At 70.9% G+C, this 3466-nt stretch carries 6 protein-coding genes; all 6 read left to right on the forward strand.

Annotated features, from left to right (window positions below):
- Positions 1 to 187: M20/M25/M40 family metallo-hydrolase (locus G6020_RS08225; protein WP_347237798.1), on the forward strand; the 187-nt coding region annotated here is incomplete at its 5' end.
- A gap of 112 nt (positions 188 to 299) precedes the next feature.
- Positions 300 to 1100 (forward strand): TIGR00730 family Rossman fold protein, encoded by an 801-nt coding sequence (locus tag G6020_RS08230; RefSeq protein WP_179525595.1) that lies wholly within the window; start codon positions 300 to 302, stop codon positions 1098 to 1100.
- Positions 1100 to 1654: a TIGR00730 family Rossman fold protein gene (locus G6020_RS08235; protein WP_182610290.1), complete on the forward strand. Its 555-nt coding sequence runs from the start codon at positions 1100 to 1102 to the stop codon at positions 1652 to 1654. The genes G6020_RS08230 and G6020_RS08235 overlap by 1 nt, the downstream gene beginning before the upstream one ends.
- Positions 1655 to 1722: 68 nt before the next feature.
- Positions 1723 to 2535 carry a dihydropteroate synthase gene (gene folP / locus G6020_RS08240; RefSeq protein ID WP_182610291.1) on the forward strand — a complete coding sequence of 271 codons (813 nt, stop codon included), beginning with the start codon at positions 1723 to 1725 and terminating at the stop codon, positions 2533 to 2535.
- 74 nt (positions 2536 to 2609) lie between these two features.
- The gene (locus G6020_RS08245; RefSeq protein ID WP_179525592.1) at positions 2610 to 2960 is read left to right on the forward strand and encodes a DivIVA domain-containing protein; all 351 of its coding nucleotides are present in this window, start codon (positions 2610 to 2612) and stop codon (positions 2958 to 2960) included.
- 91 nt (positions 2961 to 3051) lie between these two features.
- Positions 3052 to 3219, forward strand: coding sequence for a DUF3117 domain-containing protein (locus tag G6020_RS08250; protein ID WP_107747298.1), 168 nt, complete (start codon positions 3052 to 3054; stop codon positions 3217 to 3219).
- The last annotated feature ends 247 nt before the right edge of the window (positions 3220 to 3466 follow it).

Raw genomic sequence — 3466 nt, forward strand, 5'->3', positions numbered from 1 at the left:
GGGCGGACGGGTGCGGGCCAAGTACGGATGGACCGACGTGTCACGGTTCGCCGCCCTGGGCGTCCCGGCCGTCAATCTGGGTCCGGGCGACCCCGGCCTGGCGCACACACGGGACGAGCACTGCCCGGCCACCCAGATCACCGAGGTGGCCGAGGTGCTCCGCGCCTACCTCACCACCTCCGGCTGACCCCGACCCGACACGACCCGCGCCCGACACGGCCCGGACCTGATACGACCCCGGACCCCGCGAGCCCGGACATCACGAGCCCGGACCCCACCCCAGTAGGAGACCACCCCTGATGGCACCGAACGATTCAGTACACCTGCGCGGCCCGCTCCTCCTGCGACGGGACAAGGGCGGCGATCGCACGACCACCGACCAACGGCTGTTGGACACCAACCAGGACACCGACTGGTTGCACACCGACCCGTGGCGGGTCCTGCGCATCCAGAGCGAGTTCGTCAACGGGTTCGGCGCGCTCGCGGAGCTGCCCGACGCGGTGAGCGTATTCGGGTCCGCGCGGACCCGCCCGGGTGATCCCGCCTACGAACAGGCGGTGGAGCTGGGGCGGGCGCTCGCGGAGGCGGGTTACGCGGTGGTCACGGGCGGCGGACCGGGTCAGATGGAGGCGGCCAACAAGGGCGCGTGGGAGGCGGACGGTGAGTCCGTGGGCCTGGGGATCGAGCTGCCCATGGAACAGGGGATCAACCGCTGGGTGGACCTGGGGCTGCACTTCCGCTACTTCTTCGTCCGCAAGACGATGTTCGTCAAATACACGCAGGCGTTCGTCTGTACCCCGGGCGGCTTCGGCACCCTGGACGAGTTCTTCGAGGCCATCACCCTGGTCCAGACCGACAAGATCACCCGGTTCCCGATCGTCCTGCTGGGAGTGGATTTCTGGACCCCACTGGTGGACTGGATCCGGGGAACCCTGGTCGAGCAGGGGATGATCTCGGCGTCCGACCTCGACCTGTTCCTGGTCACCGACTCCGTGGCCGAGACGGTGGAGTACATCCGCGAGGCGCACCACCGGGCCGCGCTGACCGCCGAACAGCGTGAAGACCTGTACGGCGAGGAACACCGGGGGGTCGAGCGTTGATGGCACCGGTTCCCGGCCGTCGGGTCTGCATCTACTGCGCCTCCTCGACCCACGACCCCGGGCTGCTGCAGATCGCCACCGAGGTCGGCAACGGGATCGCCCGTCGTGGATGGTCTCTGGTCTCCGGTGGCGGCAACGTGTCCATGATGGGCGCGGTCGCCGAGGCGGCGCGGGACGGCGGAGCCCGGACCGTCGGCGTCATCCCCGAGGGGCTGCGGGTGCGTGAGGTGGCCGACACCGCTGCGGACGAGCTGGTGGTGGTCACCACGATGAGGGAACGCAAACGCGAGATGGAGGAGCGCTCGGACGCGTTCCTCACCCTGCCCGGGGGGATCGGCACGATGGAGGAGATGTTCGAGGTGTGGACGTCCGCCTCGCTCGGGTTCCATCACAAGCCGGTCGTGCTCTACGACCCGATCGGCTTCTACCGACCGCTGTTGGACTGGGTCGGCGGGCTCGTCGAGTCCGGGCTGGTCAAGCCGCAGGCGTTCGACAGCCTCGTGGTGTGTGACGACCTGGAGGCGGCGCTCGACGCCTGCGGAGGCCGGCGGTGACGCCACCGGGCGCGACGCCGCCTCCCACGCTCTGCGGGCGCCCCGTCCCGGTGGACCGACCTCTGGTGATGGCGATCGTCAACCGCACGCCGGACTCCTTCTACGACCGTGGAGCGTGCTTCACCGACGTGGCGGCGATGCACCGGGTCGACCGGTGCGTGGAGGACGGCGCGGACATCCTCGACATCGGTGGGGTCAAGGCCGGTCCCGGCGAGCTGGTGGACGCCCGGGAGGAGCTCCGGCGGGTGGTGCCCTTCATCGAGGCGGTCCGGGACAGACACCCGGGCGTGGTCATCTCCGTGGACACCTGGCGCGGCTCGGTCGCCCGCAGCGCCCTGTCCGCCGGCGCCGATCTGGTCAACGACACCTGGGCGGGGCACGATCCCGAGGTGCTGACCGCCGCCGGCGAGGCGGGGGCGGGGTTCGTGTGCTCCCACACCGGGGGTGCGGTCCCGCGCACCCGGCCCTTCCGGGTGGGATACCCCGACGTCGTCCTCGACGTGGTCTCGGAACTGTCCGCTGCCGCCGAACGGGCCCTCGCCGCCGGGGTCCCCGAGGACGGGATACTGGTCGACCCCACCCACGACTTCGGCAAGAACACCTTCCACGGTCTCGAGCTCCTGCGGCGGATGGACGAGATCGTGGCCCTCGGTCATCCCGTCCTGATGGCGCTGAGCAACAAGGACTTCATCGGCGAGACCCTGGACGCGGGAATCGACGACCGCGCCGAGGGCACCCTGGCGGCGACCTCCGTCGCGGCGATGATGGGCGCCCGCGTGTTCCGCACCCACGACGTGCGTGCGACGCGCCGCTCGGTGGAGATGGTGGCCTCCATCTTGGGAACCCGCCCACCTGCGCGAACGGTCCGCGGGCTCGCCTGACTCGGGCGGGTCCACCGCCGCGAGGCGTGTGCCAGACTGGAGGCCCGGCCCGGACCAGAGAGAGGCTCCCGCGCATGCTCACCATCGTCATCTATGTGGTGGTCACCCTGATCGTGGCGGCGGCGCTCTACGCCCTGTCGATCGTGGTCTTCGGCCGTTCGGAACCGCTGCCGGCGGTGGCGCGGGGACACACGGTCACGATGCTGCCCGAAGGGCCGCTCACCGGCGACGATCTGCGATCGGTCCGATTCGGGATGTCCGCGCGGGGGTACACGATGTCGGAGGTCGACTGGGCGCTCGAGGAGGCGGCGACGGAGATCGACAGGCTCCGCGCGCGACTCGCCGGGGAGGGAAACGTCGGGGAGTCCTCCGACGGGGCGGACCCAGAACGCGCTCCCGCGTCCGGGCACGGTGTGACGCGCTAGAATCGGCAACATCCACTCAGCGATACCGCACGTGGGCCCGGCCGTCCTCACAGGACGCGGCCCACTGCCAAGGACGAAGGGAATCGACCCGATGGCGGCTATGAAGCCCAGGACCGGTGACGGACCGATGGAAGCGGCCAAGGAGGGCCGCGGGATCGTCATGCGCGTCCCTCTCGAGGGTGGCGGACGCCTCGTCGTGGAGTTGACCCCCGACGAGGCGAAGTCGCTCGGCGCGGAGTTGACCCAGGCCATCTCCTGATCGTCCCCTGCGCTGGCGAATCGACGCACCCGGCCCACGCGGCGGGTGCGTCGATTCGGTTCCACGGAAGGTTCTCCCGATGTCCGAGGTCCCCTCGCGTCCACTCCCCACCGTTCGCGTAGCTCGCGGATCGGACCCCGCCACCGGATGGTCGCTGGTCACCCGGGCCCCGGAGGAGGGCCGACCCCTCCGCGGCCGCGCCGTGGAGGCGCGGACGAGCGCGGTCGACGGCCGGCCGGTGGTGGAG

Source organism: Dietzia sp. B19, assembly GCF_014145155.1.
Classification (GTDB): domain Bacteria; phylum Actinomycetota; class Actinomycetes; order Mycobacteriales; family Mycobacteriaceae; genus Dietzia; species Dietzia natronolimnaea.

Bases quoted from the DNA above. Each gene is read 5' to 3' on its own strand.
- G6020_RS08230 (WP_179525595.1), top strand. From the start codon at position 300: ATGGCACCGAACGATTCAGTACACCTGCGCGGCCCGCTCCTCCTGCGA.
- G6020_RS08235 (WP_182610290.1), top strand. From the start codon at position 1,100: ATGGCACCGGTTCCCGGCCGTCGGGTCTGCATCTACTGCGCCTCCTCG.
- folP (WP_182610291.1), top strand. From the start codon at position 1,723: ATGGCGATCGTCAACCGCACGCCGGACTCCTTCTACGACCGTGGAGCG.
- G6020_RS08245 (WP_179525592.1), top strand. From the start codon at position 2,610: ATGCTCACCATCGTCATCTATGTGGTGGTCACCCTGATCGTGGCGGCG.
- G6020_RS08250 (WP_107747298.1), top strand. From the start codon at position 3,052: ATGGCGGCTATGAAGCCCAGGACCGGTGACGGACCGATGGAAGCGGCC.